18 protein-coding genes and 1 tRNA gene are annotated in these 21883 nt (G+C 52.4%); 9 read left to right on the top strand and 10 right to left on the bottom strand.

The genetic code is table 11. The annotated features are described in order from the left end of the window. The first annotated feature begins 2 nt into the window (after window positions 1-2). Window positions 3-1490: a polysaccharide biosynthesis/export family protein gene (locus tag TREAZ_RS13720; protein ID WP_015712480.1), complete on the top strand. Its 1488-nt coding sequence runs from the start codon at window positions 3-5 to the stop codon at window positions 1488-1490. Between the two features lie 15 nt (window positions 1491-1505). Continuing rightward, a complete protein-coding gene (locus TREAZ_RS13715; protein ID WP_015712479.1) occupies window positions 1506-2594 on the top strand; it encodes a glycosyltransferase family 4 protein in 1089 nt (362 codons plus the stop codon). Here the strand turns inward: TREAZ_RS13715 and TREAZ_RS13710 are convergent. Beyond that, window positions 2591-3601, bottom strand: coding sequence for a DUF4062 domain-containing protein (locus TREAZ_RS13710; RefSeq protein WP_015712478.1), 1011 nt, complete (start codon window positions 3599-3601; stop codon window positions 2591-2593). The two genes, TREAZ_RS13715 and TREAZ_RS13710, sit on opposite strands and share 4 nt — an antisense overlap. Before the next feature lie 111 nt (window positions 3602-3712). On the opposite strand from TREAZ_RS13710, the gene clpB reads away from it, so the two are divergent. After that, window positions 3713-6322 (top strand): ATP-dependent chaperone ClpB, encoded by a 2610-nt coding sequence (gene clpB / locus TREAZ_RS13705; protein ID WP_015712477.1) that lies wholly within the window; start codon window positions 3713-3715, stop codon window positions 6320-6322. On the opposite strand, the gene TREAZ_RS13700 is transcribed toward clpB, so the two are convergent. Together TREAZ_RS13700 and TREAZ_RS13695 are read right to left on the bottom strand one after the other, a co-directional pair. After that, the gene (locus TREAZ_RS13700; protein WP_015712476.1) at window positions 6319-8307 is read right to left on the bottom strand and encodes a S1 family peptidase; all 1989 of its coding nucleotides are present in this window, start codon (window positions 8305-8307) and stop codon (window positions 6319-6321) included. The genes clpB and TREAZ_RS13700 overlap by 4 nt on opposite strands. A gap of 18 nt (window positions 8308-8325) precedes the next feature. After that, window positions 8326-9207 (bottom strand): TolB family protein, encoded by an 882-nt coding sequence (locus tag TREAZ_RS13695; RefSeq protein ID WP_015712475.1) that lies wholly within the window; start codon window positions 9205-9207, stop codon window positions 8326-8328. Window positions 9208-9279: 72 nt separating this feature from the next. Between TREAZ_RS13695 and TREAZ_RS13690 the strand changes: the two genes are divergently transcribed. Then, window positions 9280-9702: a PaaI family thioesterase gene (locus tag TREAZ_RS13690; RefSeq protein WP_015712474.1), complete on the top strand. Its 423-nt coding sequence runs from the start codon at window positions 9280-9282 to the stop codon at window positions 9700-9702. A 116-nt stretch (window positions 9703-9818) separates the two neighbouring features. Here the strand turns inward: TREAZ_RS13690 and TREAZ_RS13685 are convergent. Beyond that, window positions 9819-9891 (bottom strand) — tRNA-Asn (locus tag TREAZ_RS13685). Window positions 9892-10043: 152 nt separating this feature from the next. On the opposite strand from TREAZ_RS13685, the gene TREAZ_RS13680 reads away from it, so the two are divergent. Next, window positions 10044-10934 carry an alpha-hydroxy acid oxidase gene (locus tag TREAZ_RS13680; RefSeq protein WP_015712473.1) on the top strand — a complete coding sequence of 297 codons (891 nt, stop codon included), beginning with the start codon at window positions 10044-10046 and terminating at the stop codon, window positions 10932-10934. Window positions 10935-10993: 59 nt separating this feature from the next. Here the strand turns inward: TREAZ_RS13680 and TREAZ_RS13675 are convergent, their stop codons facing one another. Together TREAZ_RS13675 and fucU are read right to left on the bottom strand one after the other, a co-directional pair. Next, window positions 10994-12808, bottom strand: coding sequence for an L-fucose isomerase (locus TREAZ_RS13675; protein ID WP_015712472.1), 1815 nt, complete (start codon window positions 12806-12808; stop codon window positions 10994-10996). 28 nt (window positions 12809-12836) lie between these two features. After that, window positions 12837-13271: an L-fucose mutarotase gene (gene fucU / locus TREAZ_RS13670; RefSeq protein ID WP_015712471.1), complete on the bottom strand. Its 435-nt coding sequence runs from the start codon at window positions 13269-13271 to the stop codon at window positions 12837-12839. 99 nt (window positions 13272-13370) lie between these two features. Here fucU and TREAZ_RS13665 point away from each other — a divergent pair, with 99 nt between their 5' ends. Then, complete coding sequence (locus tag TREAZ_RS13665; RefSeq protein ID WP_015712470.1) at window positions 13371-14912, top strand: CapA family protein; 1542 nt, start codon at window positions 13371-13373, stop codon at window positions 14910-14912. Further along, window positions 14909-16135, top strand: coding sequence for a MalY/PatB family protein (locus tag TREAZ_RS13660; protein WP_015712469.1), 1227 nt, complete (start codon window positions 14909-14911; stop codon window positions 16133-16135). Before TREAZ_RS13665 ends, TREAZ_RS13660 begins: the two co-directional genes overlap by 4 nt. On the opposite strand, the gene TREAZ_RS13655 is transcribed toward TREAZ_RS13660, so the two are convergent. Further along, a complete protein-coding gene (locus TREAZ_RS13655) occupies window positions 16093-16680 on the bottom strand; it encodes a DUF6657 family protein (protein ID WP_015712468.1) in 588 nt (195 codons plus the stop codon). The genes TREAZ_RS13660 and TREAZ_RS13655 overlap by 43 nt on opposite strands. Before the next feature lie 73 nt (window positions 16681-16753). On the opposite strand from TREAZ_RS13655, the gene putP reads away from it, so the two are divergent. Then, on the top strand, window positions 16754-18319 hold the full coding sequence (gene putP, locus TREAZ_RS13650) for a sodium/proline symporter PutP (protein WP_015712467.1): 1566 nt from the start codon (window positions 16754-16756) through the stop codon (window positions 18317-18319). A gap of 117 nt (window positions 18320-18436) precedes the next feature. Next, complete coding sequence (locus TREAZ_RS13645; RefSeq protein WP_015712466.1) at window positions 18437-19747, top strand: ATP-binding protein; 1311 nt, start codon at window positions 18437-18439, stop codon at window positions 19745-19747. 52 nt (window positions 19748-19799) lie between these two features. On the opposite strand, the gene TREAZ_RS13640 is transcribed toward TREAZ_RS13645, so the two are convergent. From TREAZ_RS13640 to TREAZ_RS13630, 3 genes are all read right to left on the bottom strand, one after another. Further along, entirely contained in the window at window positions 19800-20441 is a 642-nt protein-coding gene (locus TREAZ_RS13640) for a 5-formyltetrahydrofolate cyclo-ligase (protein ID WP_169312638.1), read from the bottom strand. Continuing rightward, entirely contained in the window at window positions 20389-20745 is a 357-nt protein-coding gene (locus TREAZ_RS13635; protein WP_015712464.1) for a hypothetical protein, read from the bottom strand. The genes TREAZ_RS13640 and TREAZ_RS13635 overlap by 53 nt, the downstream gene beginning before the upstream one ends. Before the next feature lie 339 nt (window positions 20746-21084). Next, window positions 21085-21879, bottom strand: a complete 795-nt coding sequence (locus tag TREAZ_RS13630; RefSeq protein WP_015712462.1) for a MetQ/NlpA family ABC transporter substrate-binding protein — start codon at window positions 21877-21879, stop codon at window positions 21085-21087. Window positions 21880-21883: the final 4 nt, after the last annotated feature.

The following is a 21883-nucleotide window of genomic DNA, read 5'->3' as shown; positions in this document are numbered from 1 at the left end:
TAATGAAAAGCCATATAATTATACTAGCGCTCCTTTCCCTCCCCCTTTGCCTTTATGCGCAGAATTCTTCCGTTGCACCTTCACAAGCCGGCGACTCCCTATCAGCAGCTTTGAACCCTTCGGCCCAGCTTGTCCTTTCTACCCCCGATTACCGCGTTACTGCAGGCGATATCTATACCCTTTCTTATGCGGCAGGCAGTCAGGCGGTTCAGTATATTATCCCTGTAGACAGTACTTACCGCATCCGGGTCGCCAACATGGGTATTATTGACGCCTCGGGGAAGACCTTCCCCCAGCTTAAAGCCCAGGTAGAACAGATTGTTTCCAATAACTATCCCCTAAGCGGGGTGCAGTTTGTGCTGACCCAGCCGGCGGTTTTTAAGGTGTATGTCAAAGGCGAAGTAAGGCAGGCTACGGATGTAACAACCTGGGGGCTTATGAGGCTTTCGTCATTATATGCTTCGGATAATATTACTCCTTTTACTTCCATGCGGGATATAACGATTCAAGCCCCCGGGGGGCAGCCAAGGGTGTATGACTTTTTTAAGGCTTTCCGTTATGGCGACCTCTCCCAGGATCCGTACCTGAGGCCCGGCGATATAATTACGTTTAACCGTGTTGCCCGTTCAGTTTCCATTTCGGGGGCAGTGGAACGGCCCGGGGTCTATCAGCTTCTTGAAGGGGAAAACCTTAAGGAGCTTATCAATGTGTATTCAAGCGGTTTTACGCCTTTGGCGGATGCTACCCGCATAGAGCTTGTGCGGCGGGTTAACAGTACTGTTCTTGGAGGAGAAAAAGTATTTTTGAATAATGATGATATCGGCAAAAATATCCAGCTCGAAAATTATGATGCCATCATGGTTCCCACAATAACCCAGCTTGCGCCGGTGATGTTTATCGAGGGGGCTATACGCAGCGCCGATAATCCGCTCACTGCCGGGGGCAACGGTGCATCAATTTCGTCGAGGGTCACGGTCAACTTCAACAATGGCGAAAATTATGCCCCCCTGGCGCGCCGTTTTATAAACCAGTTCACTGCCGAGTCCGATACCCGGAACGCCTATATTATCCGCAATAACGAGCATATCCCCATCAACCTCAATATGATGCTCTACGATGCTTCCTTTTACAGCCGTTATTTTGTGGAAGAAAACGATGTCCTGGTTATTCCCTTTAGGCAGTACTTTGTTACGGTTGCCGGTTCGGTTGCCCTTCCGGGCCGTTACCCGTATATCCCCGACCGCAACTGGGATTACTATGTTGCCCTGGCCGGCGGTTTTAACCCTGTCCAGAATTCCCGCGAGTCTGTGGAGATACTGGATATTTCTGGCAAAAAACTTGCAAAAACCAGCGTTATAGGCCCTGAGACTACCATCACCGCCAAGGCCAACAGTTTCCTCTATCACTTTAACCAATACGCCCCGATACTCACCACTACCCTCACCATCATAACTACCTTTATCACTATCCAGATGTATTTGACACGATAGCAATATAATGGCAAAATGGTTTCAAATGATATGAGAGATTCTATAATCCTTACCATTCTTTCGTTTGTATTTTCGCTTATTGCTGTTGCGTTGATGCTCCGCGTGTCCACCAAAAAGGCGTGGTACGATGAGCAGAATGAACGGAAGATACATGCGGGCGATATTCCGCGCCTTGGGGGGGCGGGTTTCGCTACTGTTTTCATCGCCATTGCTTTATTCATAACCCTGAGGGATCCTGAATCTTCATTCAGGATACGTTTCTTTTTCCCCATCCTGGCCCTGGTCCTTGTCCTGGTTTCGGGTATTATGGACGATTTTAAGCCCCTTAGGCCCTTGGTAAAACTGCTCATTCAGGTTGTTGCTGCCCTGTGCATAGTCATCCCGGGCTATACCTTTAAACGGTTTTTCTTTACTGCCGAGCTTGCTCCCGGGTTTGAATGGGTACTCAATATCCTTTCTTTTATCTGGATAGTGGGTTTGACCAATGCAATGAACTTTATAGATGGGGTAGACGGCCTTGCAGGGGGTGTTTCTTTCCTGGCTGTCCTTGCGTATGCGGCGATTTTTATGTCCCTTTCCGAGAGCAGCCCTGTTGCCCTCTACTGTTTCTGTCTTATGGCGGTGCTATTGGGCTTTCTTGTCTTTAACCTGCCCCTGCCTGCTGCGAAGATTTTTATGGGCGATGGGGGGAGCCAGTTCCTGGGTTTTATTCTTGCTCTGTTTCCCCTGCTCAACTGGGAAAGGACCGCGCCTGCCCATACCCTTCCCCTGTTTTATGCGGCGGCCCTCCTGCTTCTCCCCATTTTGGATACAGTTGCGGCCATCTGGCGCAGGGTTCGGGATGGACGGGCTATATACCTTCCCGACAAATCCCATACCCATCATAAACTCATGAATTTAGGCTTAAAGGCCCGGGGGGTTGATGGATTTTTTTACGGGATGCAGATAATCCTGGGGCTTCTGGTGCTGTTTTCGGTCAGGAGCAAGGGGGCTGCGTCCCTGATCCTGCTGGGGGCGGCCTATGTATCTGCGATCTGTTTCTTTGTGGTCATCCACTTTGTGAACCGAAAAACTGTCGTAAAACAGCCTCTCAATAAAGGTTAGTCTTTCTTGCCTGTCTTCTCAAGGATCCGCTCCAGCTGGTGCATCCGGTAAGCTGCATAAGTTTCCTTTCCATATTCGGTTATCTCCCAGGCTTCGTCTTCGTCGGAGCCGGAGCACTTTACCAGTTTGAGCAGGGCCAGGTCGGCCATTATTTTTTTGATGGTATTGGTCGGCGTGGGGTAGTCTTTGCGCACGGTCTTTTCGAGGTCCGGATTGAGGATGTTCCCCAGGAAGCGTGAAATGTCCGAGGTGGTCTTGGTGGTCGATAGTTCCGGGGCCAGGAGCTTGAAGAGCCTCAAGTAGCGGAACTTGGTGGTGTTCTCCCAATTATCCCCTGGGGCATACCAGAAGGCCAGGGAAATGCGGTTCACCGCCAGCACTTTGAGGGCGTGCCTCATCTGCTCCCTTACCTTGACCATGATGTCGCTGCCTTCCATCCTGAGCTTGCTTTTGAGGGTTTCGTTTTCCTGAATGAGCCGCGCAAGTTCGTTGGCAATCGAGGGCTTGATGGCCTCGGTAGCTGGAACCCAGCCCTGCCTGGGGTTGAGGTTCATCTCTTTTATAAGAAGATTCTGAGCTTTTTCTACAAGATCAGCCTGGCTAGTCCAGGTTTCATGAGCAAAGAGCCTTAGCCGCTTTTTGAGGTTTTCCAAAGCCTTAATCGCGGCGGGCTCTTTTTCTTTTTTGGCGGCCTTCCAACGGGCTTTTTCGTCGACCATGAGGGACAGCACCGGGAGTTCAAAACGCTCGGCCCAGGAAAATTCGGTTTCCAGGGCAAAAGACTTGCCTACAGGGGCGCCTGCCTTGTAGGCGGTGAGGTTGAGGAAATAGTCGCATTCCCCAATGGCTTTTTTGATGAGCTTCTGATCATCCGTGTTGTTGATATCGAATGCGTCCATAGTGACGGGAAGGGCCCCAAGCCTTGTGACGAGCTTTACCAGTTCCCGGCGTTCGCTTTTCAGATCCTCGATGGTTGAACTTATAAAAACGAGATACTTTATGGACATAGACGCTCCTTTGAACCAATTTATAGCTATATCCTTGATTTTCGGCAAATTATAGAAGAGAATTGAGCGATTGTACTTGCCGAATCCCCTTTGCTTAATTATCTTATAGGTATGGATTACGAAAAATTAACAATCAAAGCCCAGGAAGCCCTGAATGAGGCTTCCGGGATTGCGCAAAAGCAGGATCATTCGCAAATCGAGACTGAGCATATACTTTTGGCACTGCTCAGGCAGGAAGACGGAATAGTTCCGCCTATCCTGGAGAAAATTGGGACGGACCCGGCAAAGATCGCCAAGTCCGTGGAAGGCCTGCTCCAGGCCCAGCCCAAAATTTATGGCGACGCGGCCCAGGTTTACTTTTCTTCGGGCGCCTCCAAGGTGCTGGCCAAGGCCGAGGGGGAGGCTTCTTCCCTTAAGGATGAATTTGTCTCCGCAGAGCATATACTCATCGCCATTGCCGCAGGGGAGGGGAAGGCCGCCGACCTCCTCAAGAAAGCGGGTGTTACCAAGAACGCCATTTTGGGGGCACTCAAGCAGGTCCGGGGCAACCAGCGGGTTACCGACCAGAACCCGGAAGAAAAGTACCAGGTGCTGGACAAGTACTGCCGGGACCTTACGGCCCTTGCGCGCCAGGAGAAGCTCGATCCTGTCATAGGGCGGGACGAGGAAATCCGCCGCACCATGCAGGTGCTTTCGCGGCGCACCAAAAACAACCCGGTGCTTATAGGCGAGCCTGGCGTGGGGAAGACCGCTGTTGTAGAGGGCCTTGCCCGGCGCATTGTCGCAGGGGATGTCCCCGAGGGCCTTAAGGGCAAGAAGCTCCTGGCCCTTGATGTAGGCGCCCTTGTGGCGGGGGCGAAATTCCGCGGCGAATTTGAAGAGCGCCTTAAGGCGGTGATCCATGAGGTACAGGCTGCGGAAGGCAAGATCATCCTCTTTATTGACGAGCTTCATACCCTTGTCGGGGCAGGTGCTGCCGAGGGCGGCACTGACGCTTCCAATTTACTGAAGCCTGCCCTTGCCCGGGGTGAACTCCGCTGCATAGGCGCCACTACCCTGGACGAATACCGCAAGCACATCGAAAAGGACGCTGCCCTGGAACGGCGCTTCCAGCAGATCTACACGGCCGAGCCTTCTGTGGAAGATACCATTGCCATACTCCGGGGTTTGCAGGAACGCTACGAGGTTCACCATGGGGTACGCATCAAGGACGAAGCCCTGGTGGCTGCTGCCACCCTTTCGAACCGCTATATCACCAGCCGCTTTTTGCCCGACAAGGCCATCGACCTTGTGGACGAGGCTGCGAGCCGCCTTAAAATGGAGCTGGACTCCCGCCCCACGGAACTGGACAAGCTGGAGCGGAAGTTGCTGCAGCTCTCCATCGAGAAGCAGGCCCTTTCCCGGGAGGAGGATAAAGCTTCCAAGTTACGGCTCACCAAGCTCGAAAAAGAAATCGCAGATCTTGCATCCGAGCGGGATGCCATGAAAGCCCGCTGGGAAAAAGAAAAGAAAGAAATTCAGAAGATCCGCGAAATCAAGCAGCAGATAGAAGAGCTCAAAATTGAAGAATCCCGTTACGAGCGTGACGGCAATTTATCCAAAGCTGCGGAAGTCAAGCACGGCAGAATCCCGGAGGCCCAGAAAAAATTAAAGACCCTTACTGACCAGATGGAGAACAAAAAAGAAAACGGAGGAACCGCTGCCCTGCTCCGGGAGGAAGTGAGCGAAGAAGATATCGCGCAGGTTGTGGCAACATGGACAGGCATCCCGGTTTCTAAAATGTTAAGCGGGGAACTGCAAAAGTATCTGGAACTTGAAAGTGTGCTCGAAAAGCGGGTCGTCGGGCAGACTGCCGCAGTAATAGCGGTGTCTGACGCAATAAGGCGCAACAAGGCCGGCCTCTCGGATGCAAGCCGGCCTCTTGGGTCTTTCCTCTTTCTCGGCCCCACAGGGGTTGGCAAGACAGAGCTTGCAAAGACCCTGGCAGATTTTCTCTTTAATGATGAAAAGGCACTTACCCGCATCGACATGAGCGAGTATGGTGAGAAGCACACCGTGAGCCGCCTTATCGGCGCGCCTCCGGGCTATGTGGGGTATGAGCAAGGCGGCCAATTGACAGAAGCGGTGCGGCGCAGGCCCTACAGTGTTATCCTCTTTGACGAGATCGAAAAAGCCCATCAGGAAGTTTTCAATGTGTTCCTTCAAATCCTGGATGATGGACGCCTTACAGACGGGCAGGGCAGGGTGGTGGACTTTAAGAATGTCATTATCATCATGACCAGCAACCTGGGTTCTGATCTTATTCTGGAAGCAAAGAAGCCGGAAGCGGTAAAAGACGCGCTCATGGAACTCCTCAAGGTGAGCTTTAGGCCGGAATTCCTGAACCGCATTGACGAGACGGTAATCTTCAACAGGCTTGGCAAAGACGAAATCGGCAAGATAGTAGATATACAGCTTGTCCGCCTGCAGGCCCGCCTTGCGGAGCGCAAGGTGGAATTGAAGCTCACCAAACAGGCAAAGGAATTGATTGCGGAGCGGGGCTATGATCCCCTTTTCGGCGCAAGGCCCCTCAAGAGGACTATCCAGGCAGACCTGGAAAATCCCCTTGCCAGGGCTATTATCGCAGGAAAGATAAAAGAAGGCGACAGTATTACTGTTGACAGTAATACTGCGAAAAATGGGGACGCCCTCTCATTTAAAAAGAGCGCCCCCAAGTCCTAATCTGTGATGGTCAACCCCGATTTAAGGGCAGTGAGACGCTGGCTTAGGTTTCCCTCGCCCTGGGGGTTCTCCATGGAAAAGTAGAGGGAGAAGCGGACATCAGGGTCAACGTTTTGGGCCTTGACTATGGCGCCCACCGATCCGGTATTGTCCTTTACTGAAATCGCGGGTTTTTCGTCAAAGGGGAACTTTTCCTGCAGCAGATCGTTCCAGTTCTCCAAAGCCGATGTGCCCAGAATGGGATCGGGCTTGATATTCCGGTACAGCACCAGGAAGTCATTGCCCCTGACATCCCGGTCTATGATGATTTTCCGGACGCCGTATTCGAGCTTGCCGCCCTTTTTATACCATGTGGGGGCAAGGAATATCTCTGAATCATAGGCCCATTCAAAAACATTCGCGTCCGCATTGATGGACACAGGCCCGCACTTGAAAACAAAATTCTTGTTCGGTGCGCTCCAATTAAAGGTCAGGCTTTTAAGGAAATCGGGAATATATTTTTTAAGGGTTAAAAAATCATCCCATTCGGTAAAGTTTGCATCGTAGGCGGCAAAAGCATGGTCGCAGGTCTTTTTCATGTCCCATTCATAATCCATGAGAAAGGCGCTGTCCTTTAAGCATGAAACAACCACAGGGCCATTGGGCAGGGGAAGTATGAACACAATTTGCACTTCATCGTCAAAATCCACGTGCCAATTGGCAGTGATCCATGTTCGGCCCAGGGCGTCTTTGTATTCCCCCACAGCAGCAGGCGCCCCATACGAAAGTATGCGGTATTTGTCATTCCCCCAGAGGGTGCGTTCGGTGCGTATGGTCTGCAGGATTAAATCCTGAATGTATTTGGGATCTGTGCAGGCTTTTTCAATGGAAACCGAGAGGGGCTTTTTGATCTTGTAAAAATCGTACCCCCCGACCTGGGCGTGCGTGAGGCGTCCGTTGTCCGGAAGGTTATAGCTTTTCTTCTCCAAACCCGAAAGTTTCCAGTTGTCATCATTGCTGTCAACAAAGGCAAGCTCCGGGAAAGTCGATGAGAGCGATGAGCTTAAGATGTAGGAATTATTCGGGCCGGTGAGGTATTCCGGGGCTTCAGCAAAAAGCTTTGACATGGAGGCATCGTAGTTCTTTTCATAGGCGCTGCGGATATTTGCCCTGACATCAAGATACTGGCTCGGCAGGGCTGCCTGGGTCTCAAAAGTATTGTTCAGTTTATTGGCCAGGATAAGGTGGCCAAAGCGGTTTTTATGACGATAGGCAAGGCTGTCCTTGCTGTCATCCAATATCACCTCCGCAGGTGTCGAGTAGAGTATATTGTCCCGCAGGGCAGTTACCAGGGCTATCACCTTGCCCGCAGGGGTCACCAGGGGGCCGCCTGAATTTCCCGGGTTGCCATCGGCGGAAGACTTGAGCAGGTTCCACCGGCCCGATTCCTCCTCGGGGATTGTGCCCAGCACGAGGCCGTTCCTCACCACTATGCCTTCGCCCAGGGCGTTGCCAATGCTGTAGACCGGATCGCCGGTTTTATAATTCCTTTCAAACTGGAAAAATTGATCAAAGGTTTTATCCTTCACAGTAAAAATGAGGTAATCCCTTTCGTTGGAACCGCCATTGACAGTGTCAACTTCGTAAACCTGCCCCTGCGAATCGCGGACAAAATATTTTGTGTAGGTCAGGCTCTCGTAGCCCAGGTTAATCACATGGAAAGCGGTAATAAGCTCAGTCCTGGAAATGGCAAAGGCTGTGCCTATGGAATAATACTTGTCTGTCCTTATGGCATAGGGGACTTTTTCCCAGTCAAGCTCTTTATCGTATGTCACCGGGTCATCGGCAGGCTTTTCCAGCACTACTTCGAACACGGCATTCTGCACCAGTGCCAGGGTTTTTGAAGGAAGCCCCGAACCCGATTGACCCCCCGGGGAGCTGGCGCAGGAAATTGCCAGGGCAATGGCCGCAGCAATGATGGCAAGGCGCGATAAGTTTTTTTTCATCTTCACTCCTTTGATAGCTTATTTTAAACGATAGGATACAAATGCTATGGTTTTATTGTCAGGGGACCAGGAGTTGACATTGATAGTCCCCTGCCCTCCGAAAAACTTTGCAATGGTTTTATAGTCCCCGCCCGATGCGTTCATGAGCCGTAGTTCCACGTCTTTGTTGGGCGGATGCTTGTCGGGTTCAACATCGCCCTTGCGGTAGGAGATGTAGGCTATGCGTTTCCCGTCGGGGGATACATGGCCAAACCAGGAATTGGCATTTTCGTCGTGGGTCATCTGGACGGGGTTTGAGCCGTCCGCTTCCATGCGCCAAAGCTGCATGAGCCCTGTGCGGGTGGAATTGAACCAAATATGCTTGCCATCGGGGCTGTATTCAGGTCCATCATCGAGGCTTTTTTCGTTGGTGATCTGTCTTTCCCTGCCTCCCCAAACCGGGATGGTGTAAATGTCGTATTGGCCGTTCCTTTCGGCGCAGTAGGCAAGGGTCTTGCCATCGGGCGACCAGCCGTGGAGGTAGCTTGGGGCAATAGGGGTGATGAGCGCGGGCTCCCCGCCCGAAAGGGGCAGGGTGTAGATGCGCGAAAGGCCGTCTTCGAAAGTGCCGTGGCTTACCGCAATGGACTTGCCGTCGGGTGAAAGCACGTGGTCGTTGTTGCAGTCCGTAATAGCCCCTGTATAAATTTCGGTGATATTCCCGGCAGCAAGCTCGTAACGGTAGATTTTGCCGTTGCGGTTATAAATGAGATATTTGCCGTCTTTTGCCCAGTTGGGGGCTTCCATGGTATCGTCAAATTCCTTCAAAACCGTTCTTTTGCCTGTATCCACATCCAGGGTTTCGAGTATGCTGAATACGCCCCTGTCTTCCCTGGGGCGGGACTGCTTAAGTACCTGCATCTATGCTCCTATACCAATAGTATATCCGTTTTAGGCTTTTTTTGAAATGCCTTGATATGGTATAAATACTATATGGAAATTGATATTGAAAAAATCCGCGCCTTTTTCAAAGCCGACCGTTTTGCCATGGGCGCAGGCATCGCCATAGATTCTGTAAGCCCCGACAGGGTGGAATGCAGCATGGAAATTAATGAATCCCACAAAAACGCAGGCGGGGGCGTGCAGGGCGGCGCCATCTTTACCCTGGCTGATCTGGCCTTTGCGGTTCATTCAAACTGGGAGCTGGCCTGCGGGGCCGACACAGGAATCACTGTGGGGCAGTCGTGCAGCATTTCCTTCCTTAAAGCGGTGAAGGGCAAAAAGCTTATCGCAGAATCCGCCTGCCTTTCCCGGGGCAGGAATATCTGCGTGTACCGGATTACCATCAGGGACGATCTGGGCAATCTTATCGCCGAGATGCATGGGAATGGGTTTACCAAGGGTGTACCGCATTAAGCCCGAGTCCAATTCCTTACGAGAACTACACTTCGCGGTTTGCTGCGGGTTCGCCCTCCAGTCGCGCATAAAAAAAGCAGGTAGCTTTATTCGGCTAACCTGCTTACATTTTTTTGCTCCCCCGCGCGGGTTCGAACCACGGACAAGCTGGTTAACAGCCAGCTGCTCTGCCAACTGAGCTACAGGGGAATATGAGGAATATTATACCTAACGTTAGGTTTTTGTCAATAACTTATATTGGCTCGTGAAAAAAATTTATCCAAAACAAGCGGTTTTGGAGCCTTCCCGGCGTGCTTAAAATGGTGGTATAACCGTATCATGGTATGAAAAAGGAGTTTAATATGGGCGATGTGTTTAATGCTGGGGATTCGGCGAAAATAACTCGGGATTATCTGGATTCTATTCTGGTGGAGATGCGCCATATCGACGGGGTATTGCCTTCCACAAAACTGGAATTGTACGGGGAAACTTTTAGCACCCCCGTAATGTTTGCAGCCCTGTCCCATCTGGACAGTACCCGGCCTAACGGGATGGTGGAATCCGCCAAGGGAATAAAGGCCGCCGGGGCGGTCATGTGGGCCGGTATGGGGAGCGAAGCGGAACTTGAAGCCATCACGGCTACGGGCGCGCGGACCATCAAAATCATAAAACCCTACGCCGATAACAAGGACATCTTTAAGAAAATCGAACAGGCGGAAAAGTGCGGCTGCCTGGCGGTGGGCATAGACACAGATCATGCCTTTGACAAAAAGGGCCGGTATGACGTGGTTCACGATCTGCCCATGAGGCCCAAGTCCCTGGAGGAGATTCGTGAATTCGTGAAGGCAACAAAACTGCCCTTTATCATCAAGGGCGTTTTGAGCGAACAGGACGCCTACAAGTGCCTTAACGCCGGGGTCCGGGGCATCGTGGTCAGCCACCACCATGGGCATATCGACTATTCCCTGCCGCCCCTGCGCATACTCCCCAGGATCGCAAAAATCGTGAATAAACAGATCCCCATCTTTGTGGATTGCAGCATAGACCGGGGCATGGACGTGTTTAAGGCCCTGGCCCTGGGGGCGACAGCGGCGTCCGTAGGCCGGGCCATTATGCCGGCCCTGAAAGACGAGGGCGCCGCAGGGGTTCAGAAAAAAATCGAAGAAATGACCGCCGAACTTGCCGGCGCTATGGCCGCCACCTGTTCAGCGGATATCAGCCATATTGATTCCAGTGTACTTTGGGGGAAATAAGGCCTTAATTTAAAATAATCCCCCGGGGTTTTAAATCCGGGGGACGTATGCGAAAGATGTTACTTAAACAGGGGACCCAGAGCGTCACAGGCGCGGTAGTCGGCGCTTTCAGCGTCCATGCCGAAGCTGTTCCAGTAGCTGGGGCGGTAGATCTTATCAAGCTCGACGTTGTGCATGCAGACCGGGATGCGGAGTATGCTCGCCAGGGTGATGAGGTCGGCGCCTATGTGGCCGTAGGAGACTGCGCCGTGGTTGGCGCCCCATTTTGCCATGACCGTGTACACATCCTTGAAGGGGCCTTCGCCGGTGATCCTCGGGGCAAACCAGGTGGTGGGCCAGGTGGGATCGGTGCGGGCGTCGAGCTTGTCGTGGACATTTTCGGGGACCGAGGCGGTGTGGCCTTCGGCGATCTGGAGGACGGGGCCGAGGCCCTTGACCAGATTGAGGCGGGTCATGGTGACGGGCATTCCGCCTTCGGAGAGGAAGTCGGAGGAGTAGCCGCCGCCTCTGAAGTAGCCGAGGCTGCCGTAGCGCCAGCTTACCGAGTCAAGGCAGGCGCCGGCTTCTTCGGGGGTGATTTCCCAGAAGGGCTTCCAGGCGGGTTTGCCGTTGATTTTCTGCTTGCCTATGCCGTCCAGAGCGGCAGAACCTGAATTGATAAGGTGGATAAGGCCGTTGGCGGCAAGGCCTTCGGGCTTCCAGCCGGTGACCCGCTGTATGGCGTCGGGGCTCCAGTAGGTGCGCACATCGGCAAAGACCTGGGCGCAGCCCGTGAGGAGGTAGCCGAAGAGCATGGAGACGCCGTTGAGGCCGTCGTTTTCGGTAGCCACGACGTAGGGGGAACGTATGCCGTTCCAGTCAAAGGAAGAATTGAGTATCACTTCCATAAAGTCGCCGTTGGGGAAGTGATCGGTCCATTGGCGCTGGCCCTGGAAGCCTGCAAGTATGGCGTTGTGGCCCAGGGATTCTTCGATCAGGCCCTTCCTCTTGAGGTCGGGATTGCCGATCATGAGATCCCTGACTATGATGGCCATTTTGACCACCGTCTTCCAGACTTCGTCCTTGCGGCGGCGGCTGTGCTGTTCTTTGGGCGGATTGTTGTCCGGGCCTTCCTTGCAGTTCTTTTTGACCCATTCCAGGGCCCGCTTGTATTCGGCATCGGAATAGATCTTTTCATCGAAGCGGCGTACCAGTTCGGACATATCCACGTATTCGTTCCTCATCCCCAGGTATTCCTGGAAGAAGTCGGCGTTGGAGATGGAACCGGCAATACCCATGGCGACTGAACCGATGGAAAGGTAGCTCTTGCCCCTCATCCACACGGCGGCCAGGGCGGCCTTGGCAAAGCGGAGGATCTTGTCCTGCACATCCTGGGGCACCTTGGTGATGTCCGCCATATCCATAACATCGCGGCCGTAGATGCCGAAGGCGGGGAGGCCCTTCTGGGAATGGGCGGCCAGAACTGCGGCGAGGTAAACCGCGCCGGGCCTGTCGGTCCCGTTGAAGCCCCACACAGCCTTGATGGTAGCGGGGTCCATGTCCATGGTTTCTGAACCATAACACCAGCAGGGGGTAACCGTGAGGGTAACGCCCACGTTCTCGCGGGAGAATTTGTCCTGACAGGCAGCGGCTTCGGCCACTCCGCCTATACAGGAATCGGCGATTACACATTCAATAGGCTGGCCGTTCGGGTGGCGCAGGTTTTCGCTGATGAGCTTGGCGGCGGCCTTGGCCATATTCATGGTCGGCTCTTCAAGGGATTCGCGGACCCCCCGGCGGCGTCCGTCAATGGTGGGACGAATCCCGATTTTGGGCAGAGCCCCCCGATAGCGATTTACCGGAGCGGTCACTTTGAGACTGGAAAGATCAGCCATTTTTTCCTCCTGGAAATTTTGTTGTGGATTATTTTACGGGAATAACACCCTTTTTCAGGATGATGTTTCCATATTTTACGGTTTCACCGGTCATAACTACCGCATAGGCTTTCTTGGTTCTTTCATAGAAGGCAAAGCGTTCAATGCGTTCTGTTGCAGGGGTTCCGGGCCATATTTTGTCAACAACCCTCCGGTAAGAAATTTCTACAGCCGGGTCAAGGCTATCGGAACCATGGGCAGCCATCATTATCACTGGATAGTCAACAGCATAATCCAGGTTGATGAGTTTGAGGATTCCCTCCAAAAGAGCGGGTACCCTGATGCCATCGGCGCGGATCACCCGGGAATTGCAGGAATCGCCAGGGAAAAAAGCATCCGCCAGGACTAGTTCGTCCCCATGGCCCATGCGGAACAGGGCATCCAAAAGCTCCGGACTGATAACCGGAGATATACCAATTAGCATATAATCTCCCCTGAACCCTCTGACAGGGTTCTTTAAAAGTATTCTTGTAATGATCAATCTTGATGGAAATTTTGTCAATCTACCTGTATAGTATGGCGTATGCGGGCCGGGATCATCCGTATTTGCGTCATCTTTCCTTTTATCCTCTTGTCCTGCAAGGCCCGGCCGGTTTTGGATTTTTTGGCATTGGAGGGGGGCGCGGATTTTGAGCCTGAGCGGGCTCTTGTTGAGGAAGCGCTTAAGGATGCGTCCGCGCTCGAAAGCCTGGGCCTGCGCCTTTTTGACCCGGAGACCACCGGGCAGGGCAAAAAGAAAAATGAGCCCGGCATTATTATCAGTTTTCACTCTTCCTGGGAATTTGAAAAAGCCTGGGGCGATCTGCTCCTTTCCCGCAGCTGGTATACCCCCAGGGAACATTGCCTTGCGGGCAGGCGCGATACGAGTTTAGAAGCTTGCATTGAGGGCAGGGAAACGCTTATCCCCCTGGAAGGGCTTGAGCCCCCTTGCATTGCCTTGAAGGTGGGGGGGCTGGCCATAGGGGACGAAAACTACCCCCTGGTAAAAACTGTGGGGATCGCCATTAAAGAAGTCGGCAGCGGGAAGGTTGCCCAAAGACGGCTGGAGAAGATCCCCGGCCTTGAAAATCTTCTCCGCGAAAAAATCAAACCCCTGGGGGAGAAGCCCGATCTGGTTTGGATAGCTGCTGCAGGGGATATGATGCTGGGGCGGGGTGCCCAGGATATTTTGTTTAGAGAAGGGGCCCGGGGTGTTTTTGGAAAGACTGGAGAAATCCTTGCAAAATCCGATATAAGGCTTGTGAATTTTGAAGGCACTCTGACAAGCCGCAATAACAAGGCGGAAAAAACTTTTACGTTTAGTTTTAATCCCAAAATAGCAGTGGCGCTTAAAGATGCCGGCATTGACGCTGTGCTTTTTGCCAATAACCATGCCTTTGATTTCGGCAGGGAAGGTTTTTTGGAGACCCTCTCCCATTTAGAGAATGCCGGCATTGTATCCCTCGGCGCAGGACGCAATCAGGCTGCCGCAGCGGAGCCATGGGTTTTTCGCAAGGGTAATTTTACGGCAAGAGTCTTTGGCCTCGCTTCCTTCTATAAGGAAGTTTCCGGCTGGGACGGCATGGATGCGGTTGCAGGCCAGGAGCGGGCAGGCTTTCTTCATGCTTCGAGAGGGGGAGGGGAGCTTATAAAGCCTCGCTTTTCACAGGATGATGGGCTGGATATAGTCCTTGTCCATGGCGGGGATGAATGGTCCGCTGGCCCTGACAGGAAGACGAGGCTTCTTTTTTCCGATCTTGTAAACAGCGGTGCGGATCTTGTCATTGGATCGCACCCCCATATTGTCCAGGGTTTTGAATGGATTGAGGGAAAGCCTGTTTTTTGGTCTTTGGGGAATTTTGTTTTTGCCGGCATGGAAAATACCGGGGGAGGGGATAGAGGGCTCCTTGTCTCCCTGGGCTATTGGGGTTCCCGCCTGGTTTACCTTGAACCCCATGCCCTTGCCCTGTCGGGGCCGAAAACTGAAATCGCAGGGGAGGAAGGCCTGGCAGTTTTTTATGAGCGTTCCCGTGAGCTGTACCGTTCCGGTGAATATGCTAATATGGAAACAGGAGACGAAGAATGAATTTTGATTTTGATCGCATCATAGACCGGCACGGGACTCTCGCGACCAAGTGGGACGATCTGGACAGGGGCCATGACAAGGCTGAACCCATCCCCCTTTGGGTGGCGGATATGGATTTTCCTTCGCCTCCCGAGGTTACCCAGGCCCTGCTTAACCGGGCCGGCCATCCGGTTTACGGCTATTCCATGATCCCCGTCTCTTATTATGAAACCCTGGTAGCCTGGTATAAAACCCAGTACCAGACAGAGCTCTCCCGGCACGATTTTATTTTGAGCCGGGGCGTTGTCCCCGCCCTGGGAACAGCGGTCAACACCTGGAGCAAGGCCGGCGAGGGGGTGCTCATCCTCACCCCGATATATCCCCCTTTTTTTGAAGTGATACGCAGGAGCGGCAGGGTTGCTGTCGAAGCGCCCATGAAGCTGAACGATACAGGGCGCTATAGCTTTGATAGTGCGGATTTGGAAAAAGCCCTTGCAAATGCTGAAAACAGGGGCATTCATGTATCCCTCATGCTTTTTTGTTCCCCCCATAATCCCGGCGGCGCTGTTTGGCACAGGGCAGAACTTGAAAGCATTTTGGCCTTCGCCCAAAAGCATGGCATTGTTGTGGCGGCCGACGAGATCCATGCCGACTTTGTCTATACTCCGAGGAGTTTTTGCTCCCTTGCGGCTTTCCCTGATCATGCATCCCGTGTTGTGGTAATATCCAGCGCCAACAAAACCTTCAACCTTGGGGGCCTTCACGCTTCCCATTTCGTGGTTCGGGATAATGCGCTCAAGGTTCAATTAAAGAGATCCCTGGAAGCCGAATGGTCCGGGGCGCCTGATATATTTTCGTTTGCCGCCGCCGAAGCTGCCTATAAGCATGGGGCCGAATGGATCTTCGCATTAAAGGCATATATACTGCGCAACATTGAAATAACCGTTAAGCGTATTGCTGCGGAATGTCCGGGGCTTAAGGCTTATAAACCCGAAGGTACCTACCTTGTCTGGGCAAATGCATCTGAACATATCGCAAAGCTGAATCTCAAGGATGATGTTGAACTGGTCAAGCATCTTGAAATTTCAGGCCGCGTCAAGGCAACCCCCGGCAGTATCTTCGGCAGCGAAGGCAGGGGTTTTATCAGAATCAATGCCGCCTGTCCCCGTTCGCAGCTCGAAAAGGGCCTTGACCGTATGGCCTATTTTTTCTCGAACAAACGGGACGCTTCTTCCCTTACCTGATCCACTGCCGCCTGGTAGTTGGCCTTGAGCTGGTTCATGTTCTGGTTGTAGAAGGCGACGAATTCAGGATCCTGGAAAGGATCAAGCTGAATCTGCCTCCCCATGCGGCGGGAAAGCTCTTCTTCTTTTTGTTTCAGTTTTGGGGCGTACTGCCTTTTGATGGCCTCTTCGTATTGGGCGGTTTCGTCCAGGAACTGTTTCAAGGCCTGGGAAAGCTGCTTGAAGAAAGCGCTGAATTTGTTGTCTTTCAGCACCGCTTCAAGTCCCTTGCCCACGGTTTCGATGCGGGGTAAATCCTCTTCCGAAGCAGGGAGAGTTAGCTGGGCCAGCAGCACTTCGAAAGCGCCCTGCTTGAGGCTTGCCTGTTCATCTTTTGGAGCTTTTTTAAACTCGTCTTCAAGGGACTTTACTTCCCCGGAGAGAAAGGAATTGCCCAGGCGTTTTCCCTTCTGTTTTGCTTCAAATTGGCTTATGCTGCCCTTATCGCTTTTGACTGATTCAGTCTTTTCCAGGGCTATTTCCAGCGCGCTCTTGATTCTTCCCATTGAGTAAATTCTCCCCTTTTTATAAGATAACCATAATATCCTGTTTTTTCAAGCTTACGTAAAAGGAGTGGACATGAACACAGGCAATGTACAGACTTTGATCGGAATGGGCGGTTACCTGGTGGTGATGATTGTCATCGGCCTCTGGTACGCGCGGCGGAGCAACAGCAACCCCGAGGAATACTTCCTGGGCAAACGGGGCCTTGGGCCCTGGGTAGCGGCCATGAGCGCCGAGGCCTCGGATATGTCCGGTTGGCTCCTCATGGGGCTTCCGGGTGTGGCCTACTTTACCGGTATGGGCGAAGCCTTTTGGACCGCCCTGGGCCTTTTTATCGGAACCTGGATCAACTGGGCCGTAGTCGCCAAGCGGCTCCGGGGCTATTCCCAGATAGCCAATAATTCCATCACCCTCCCTGACTTTTTCAGCAACCGCTATCACGATAAAAAACGTATTCTTATGTCGATTGCCGCAATTATCATCATTGTATTCTTCTCGATTTACGCCAGCGCCCAATTTGTTACCTTTGGCAAGCTCTTTGGCTATGTCTTTGGGACTGACAACCTGTACACCGCCATGGTGATCCTCGGGGCTGCCCTGGTCATGATCTATACCCTCCTGGGCGGCTTCCTTGCGGAAAGCATGACCGACCTTATTCAGAGTTTTATGATGATTGGCGCCCTGTTGCTGGTATTGATTTTCGGTTTCGCCTATGCAGGCGGTTTTAGCGCTGTGGCTGAAAACTTAAAGAGTTTCCCCCGCTTCACCGATATTTTCGGCATCGCCACCCCTGCTGTTGAAAACGGTGTTCAGAAAGTGATTAACGGTGTTCCCCAGTTCGGCCCCGGCGCCAACTACGGCTTTCTGACCATTATCAGCACCCTGGCTTGGGGTCTTGGTTATTTCGGCATGCCCCATGTACTGGTACGCTTTATGGCCATCAAGAAAACATCGATGATCAGGCAGTCACGGGCTATGGCGGTTATCTGGTGCTTTATCGCCCAGGCTGCTGCAGTCCTCATCGGAATCATGGGCCGCGCTTACCTTCCCGGCCTCCTCACTACCGCCAGTTCCGCAGAGAATATTTTTCTCCACCTGTCCCAGAACTTCTTCCCGCCCCTCGTCGCGGGCCTTGTGATTTCAGGCATCCTCGCGGCGTCCATGAGCTCTTCGGACTCCTATATGCTCATCGCTTCTTCGGCAGTAGCCAATGACCTCGTGAAGGGCCTCATCAAGAAAGACGCCAGCGAAGCCTTTGTCATGTGGGTCGCCCGCATTACCATGCTCGCCGTAACGGTCTTCGGTGTAGTCCTTGCCCTGTCGGGGAACCAGTCCATATTCCGGGTGGTCTCTTACGCATGGGCAGGTTTCGGCGCAGCCTTCGGGCCCCTTGTGCTGTTCTCCCTCTTCTGGAAGCGTACCACCTTCCCCGCCGCGGTCGCCGGCATGGTAACAGGCGGCGCCATGGTGCTGATTTGGAAGAACTTCATCGCCAAACTCGGCGGGGTCTTTAACGTGTACGAATTGCTCCCGGCCTTTGTACTCTCCTGCCTTGTGATCTGGATCGTGAGCCTCCTTACCCAAAAGCCCGACGCCAGCATTGAGGCCGAGTTTGAAAAGGCGAGAACTGCGGAGTTCTGATACTACGCAAACTTCCCGGAACTTAGCGTATTTTATTACGCTAAGTTCCGGGAAAATAGCGTCAAAACGCGCTATAACTTCCTTGAAGTTTATGACATTTTGTGCTATATTTAAAATATGTACCGGAAACTTATAAAGGACCTTGTCGGTTGGAAGAACAAACAGGGGCGAAAGCCTTTGGTCATCCAGGGGGCCCGGCAGGTGGGCAAAACCTGGCTTATGCAGGAATTCGGCCGCCTGGAATATCGGGAAGCGGTTTATTTCAACTTTGACCGGAATAAGGCCCTGGACGCTATTTTTGAACCTGATCTCAATCCTTACCGTATTATAGAAGAACTCGAAGCGAAGTCCGGCAGGAAGGTAATTCCCGGGGAAACCCTTATCATGCTTGACGAGATTCAGGAATGTAACCGCGCCCTGGTATCTCTCAAGTACTTTTGCGAAGAAGCCCCGGAATATCATATCATCGCCGCAGGGAGCCTTTTGGGGGTAGCTCTCCACAAGGGCACTACCTACCCCGTGGGCAAGACCGATACGCTGACCTTGTATCCCCTTACTTTTATGGAATTCCTTGCAGCCCTGGGGGAAGAAGGGCTGCTAAAAATATTCGAGGAAAAAAATTTCAGGCTCATCCAGGTTCTTAAAGAAGAGATAATCCGGTATCTCAAACAGTACTTTTTTATAGGCGGTATGCCCGGGGTTGTTCAGAATTTTATCAATAAAAGGGATCTTGGCGAGGTAAGGCAGGAGCAGGAGATAATCCTGAAGGATTTTTACCGGGATTTTTCCAAGCACATTGCCCCGTCTTCTATCCCCAAGCTGGCCCTGATCTGGGATTCTATCCCTGAACAACTCGGAAAAGAAAAGAAGCGTTTTATTTATAAGGATATGAAACCCGGCGCCCGATCCAGCCAGTATGAGGATGCCCTGCTCTGGCTTACTGCCTGCGGTCTGGTATACAAAATCAACAGAGTTTCTCTGCCCCATCTTCCCCTCATTTCATATTCTGAGGCGGAGGTCTTTAAGCTCTACAGCCTTGACGTGGGTCTGCTTGCGGCCCAATCTGCCTTGTCCATGCAAACCCTGACGGATCCGAACCACGCCATCTTTGATCATTTTAAGGGGGCGCTGACCGAACAATTTGTTTTGCAGGAACTTAAAGCATCGGGTGAAATGCTGCCAATATATTTTTGGGCCAACGCCAAAAACACCTCCAGCGTCGATTTTCTTCTTCAATGGGAAGATAAGATTATTCCACTGGAAGTAAAGGCCTCTGTTAATCTCCAATCAAAAAGCCTTAAAGCTTACATGGACTCCTGGAAGCCATCCATCGCTATCCGCAGTTCCCTTGCCGATTACAACCGCAATGGCCCCTTGCATGAAATTCCCCTTTATCTTGTGGGGATGTTTCGGGAAATAACACAATAATTTTTGAATGAAAGCAAAAACATTCAGTTAATATCCTATATTTTGGATAAAACTATAATGTCGCCAAACCTCGCCCCGTCAGAACCCCGTCCATCTCCCTGTCCCAGGTCTCTGTGGGCAGGTCCTCAATCACCTGTTCCGCCATGCAGAACCCCAGGCTGGTGAAAGGGAGTCCGGCTTCATCCAGGTGGGCAAAAAACTTATCGTAATACCCACCTCCGTACCCCAGCCTCTTCCCCTGCCTTGTAAAAGCAAGCCCCGGCACAATAACCAGTGCAGGAAAATCCACAGCCTGCAATGGCCTACCCGTCTCCCCGCCTTTACCCGGCACAGGCTCCCTAATGCCGAAAGGTCCTCCCTGCCAGGGGCCGTCTGTGGACAAAATCCGGTAAAATTGAATTTTCTCTCCCTCCACCCTGGGGGCAAACACTTTCTTGCCCTCAGCCAAAGCGGCTTTAATCAGAGGCAAAGTATCAACCTCGTTATTCGTGGAGAGGAAAATAAGCACTGTCGAGTATTGTTCAAAAAGGGATTGATTTTGCAAAACAGCGGCGGCATTCAGTCCTTCGTCATGAAAAGAAGCAAGGGGCAGAAGCTTTAATCTCTCTTTAATCTCCCTGCGCAGCCTCTGCTTGTCCACCTTATATTTTGCGGGTACCGCCGGCCTTGAGTCCTGCTTCGTAGAGTTTGCCACAGGCGAGGAACATGGGGAGCTTGGTGGCGCCAAGGATGATGTCCGATTCTTCAGCCATTTCGATCATGTCGCGGCTGGGGCTTTTGCCCCTAACAAAGATTATAGCGTGGATGTCCAAGAGTTCCGCAGTTCTGATAACCTGGGGGTTTACAAGGCCGGTCAAGAGCAGAACCCTGTCTTTGACGAAAGCCATTACATCGCTCATGAGATCGGCGCCGCAGGCAGAGGCGATTTCGAGTTCCGCCTTGTTTTCGCCGGAAAAAAATTGTCCATCCAGTACCTTTACCGCTTCAGCTACGGTCATTCTTGACCCCCATTCTGTTATAAGTTTATCACAGAAAGCTTTTTTATTCAATAAGCCAGGATTAGGGGAAACCCGCTTTTCCGAACCGTAATAATATGCTATGCTTGGGGAAAATGACCAAGGGAGGTTTATCATGGCTGAGCATGTGCTGCATAAAAAGGAGTCAAAGAAGGCTCCGCAGAAGACCCTGAAAGAGAAGCGTGAGGAGAAGAAAAACAAGAAGAAGTCCTCCGGCTCGAATCTGCCCGACTAAAAAATGGGGCTGCCCGGAAATCCCGGACAGCCCCTTGTGTTAGAAGCTTTTAGTAGCGCTGTTTTGACAGCACTTATCGAACCAGCTTAAAAAACCGCTACCACTCCGCCGTCATAGGTGGCCTGGATGTAATCCTTTACCTTCTGGGATTTGAGGGCTTTTTCCAGAGCCACAATGCGGGCGTCTTTTTCCTTGCCCTTCTGGACTGTCACGATATTCACATAGGGTGAATCAGCCCCTTCGATGATGAGGGAGTCCCGCACAGGATTGAGGCCGGCTTCCAGGGCATAGTTGCCGTTGATAATCGCAGCGTCCACATCGCCCAGGGCGCGGGGAAGCTGGGCAGCTTCAAGCTCGGTGAAGCGGTAGTTTTTGGGGTTGCCCGAAACGTCCTGGGGGGTTGCGGTGAGGCCGGCGTTGGCTTTGAGGGTGATAAGGCCCTTTGCCTGCAGCAGGAGCAGGGCCCTTCCGCCGTTGGTGGGATCGTTGGGAATGGCAATGCTGGCCCCGTTGGGGAGATCGTTCACGGTTTTGTATTTCTGGGAATAGAGACCCAGGGGTTCCACATGGACGCCGAAAGCCGAAGACAGCTTGGCTTTCCAGTTGTCATTGGACTCGAGGTAGGGGATGTGCTGGAAGAAGTTGGCGTCCAAATCGCCCGCTATGAGAGCCTCGTTGGGCTGCACATAGTCGTTGAATTCCCGCACTACCAGGGTGATGCCCTGGCTGGCAAGATCGGCCTTGACCAGGTTGAGAAGTTCCGCATGGGGAACCGGCGTGGCCCCCACAGTGAGGGTCCCCGATTTGTCCCCGCCGCCTTTTGCAAATGCCCCTGACACTGCCAGAAGCGCGATAAGAGAAAACAGTACAAGCTTTTTCATTCTA

It is taken from the genome of Leadbettera azotonutricia ZAS-9, from assembly GCF_000214355.1.
GTDB lineage: Bacteria > Spirochaetota > Spirochaetia > Treponematales > Breznakiellaceae > Leadbettera > Leadbettera azotonutricia.
Note: the sequence above shows the minus strand (reverse complement) of the source record. Positions and strands in the feature narration are given on the sequence as shown.